2 pseudogenes are annotated in these 1,644 nt (G+C 50.9%); both read right to left on the bottom strand.

Going from position 1 to position 1,644, the window contains the following annotated elements:
• Nucleotides 1–16 precede the first annotated feature (16 nt).
• A pseudogene (locus tag HMPREF1022_RS17780) lies at nt 17–1,251 on the bottom strand (IS3 family transposase).
• 59 nt (nt 1,252–1,310) lie between these two features.
• Nucleotides 1,311–1,493: pseudogene (gene tnpA / locus HMPREF1022_RS17775) on the bottom strand (IS200/IS605 family transposase); the annotation flags it as partial.
• Between the last annotated feature and the right edge of the window lie 151 nt (nt 1,494–1,644).

Genomic DNA, 1,644 nt, shown 5'->3' with positions numbered 1-1,644 from the left:
TTGGAGTTGCCCCCTGCTAAACCGGACACTCCAACGTTTTGCAATGAACGGATAAACTCACGAGGTGAGAGCATCCGGAGGGCCTTATGTGGGGCATTTTCATTATAGTCTTCAAACCAACCGGAAAGCTGCGCCATCACAGTTTCGGCATCCGATCGATCGTTGCAGAAGACGTAATCCCGTTTGAATGTTTTGACGAGAGCTTCAGCCATACCGTTGCTTTGGGGGCTGCGAGATGGAGTAAACTTGCTGACGATGCCCAGCGCGGCGGCAAAAGTTATTGTTTCTCTCGCCGTGTAGCAGGATCCGTTGTCGGAGAACCATTCAACTGGCTGCAATGTTTTGACATCCCCAAACCGCTTTTCAACGCATGCCAGCATGACGCTTTGCGCCATGTCAGCACTGTACCCACCAGTGGTGGCGGAATAGGCCATCACTTCTCGGTCGCAAGTATCTAGGGCAAAAATAACGCGCACCCGCTCACCGTTGTCGCAGGCAATTTCAAACCCGTCAGAGCACCAACGCTGATTTCTTTGTAGTGTGGAAACCTTGCCCGTGTGGGCTTGTCAGGTCGGCTGCCAGTAAACCGTGCCAGCAACAGGTTGTTCTGCCTCATTATTCTGTATACACGTTTATGGTTGACCGGGGTGCGCCCACCGGCAATCAGTTGCCGATTTAGCAGCCGCTGGATACGCCGATAGCCATAGGTCTGTCGTCCGCCCAAAAGTTCGACGATCAGCGGTAGAAGAAATGCGTCTTCCGCTTTGTTGTATCGTTCCGGGCGAGGCCGTGGGCTGCGGCTACGCTCATAGGTGTTGGATCGGGACACCGCCAGGGCGTCTGTGACCCGTTTCACTGGAAATCCTCCACGCCGGACAAGGGCAGCCGCGAGATGAGTTTTTTTTCGCGGCCAATGCGAACAGCTTCTTTAAGGATTTCAACTTCCAGTGTTTTGTTACCGAGGACGCGTTCCAACTGCCGGATTCGCTTTTTCAGGGCCTTTACTTCGGCAACGCTGACAACCTCGTCATTGGCTTCAATGGCTGTTTTGCCGCCTTCACTCATCTGCTTTCTCCAGCGGTAAAGCAAATTCGGAGCAACGCCATACGTTCGTGCCACCAGGGAAACCGACTGACCTGGGGCCATGCTGGCCTCTATCAGGCGAACTTTTTCGCCGACAGACCAACGGCGACGGGGCGTTATGTTTACTATCTCCACCGTTGAACTTGTTTTAGCACTAGTTCCAGCCATAGTTCCAGCACCTCATCCCTAGTTAGAGGGGTGTCCGGTCGAAATGGGGGCTACTCCAGATCCGGCATGAGATGGCCCTCGATAATTTCAACACCTTTATATTTGCATAAGTCCTTAAGAATTTCTCCGATACTTTCTCGAATGTTGGCAAATATTATTTTCCGCCTGTATTTTGGAGAAAAGACAATGTGATACTTGCACAACCATTTTGTGTGGGCTAAACTTTGAACTCGAGTTCCCATATAAAAACACCTTTCCCTTAAAAATTACGATGGGCTTGAACAACTCTATCGTATGGGAAAGGTGTTTTTTGTATAACAAATTATTTCCACCCGATAGCGGGTGGATTTCTGTTTCGCTCGCAAACGCTCGCTCAACTGGCTAAAGCCCCTT

The organism is Desulfovibrio sp. 6_1_46AFAA (genome assembly GCF_000224635.1).
GTDB lineage: Bacteria > Desulfobacterota > Desulfovibrionia > Desulfovibrionales > Desulfovibrionaceae > Desulfovibrio > Desulfovibrio fairfieldensis.
The sequence above is the reverse complement of the archived record's forward strand: the minus strand, read 5'-3'. Positions and strand labels throughout refer to the sequence as shown.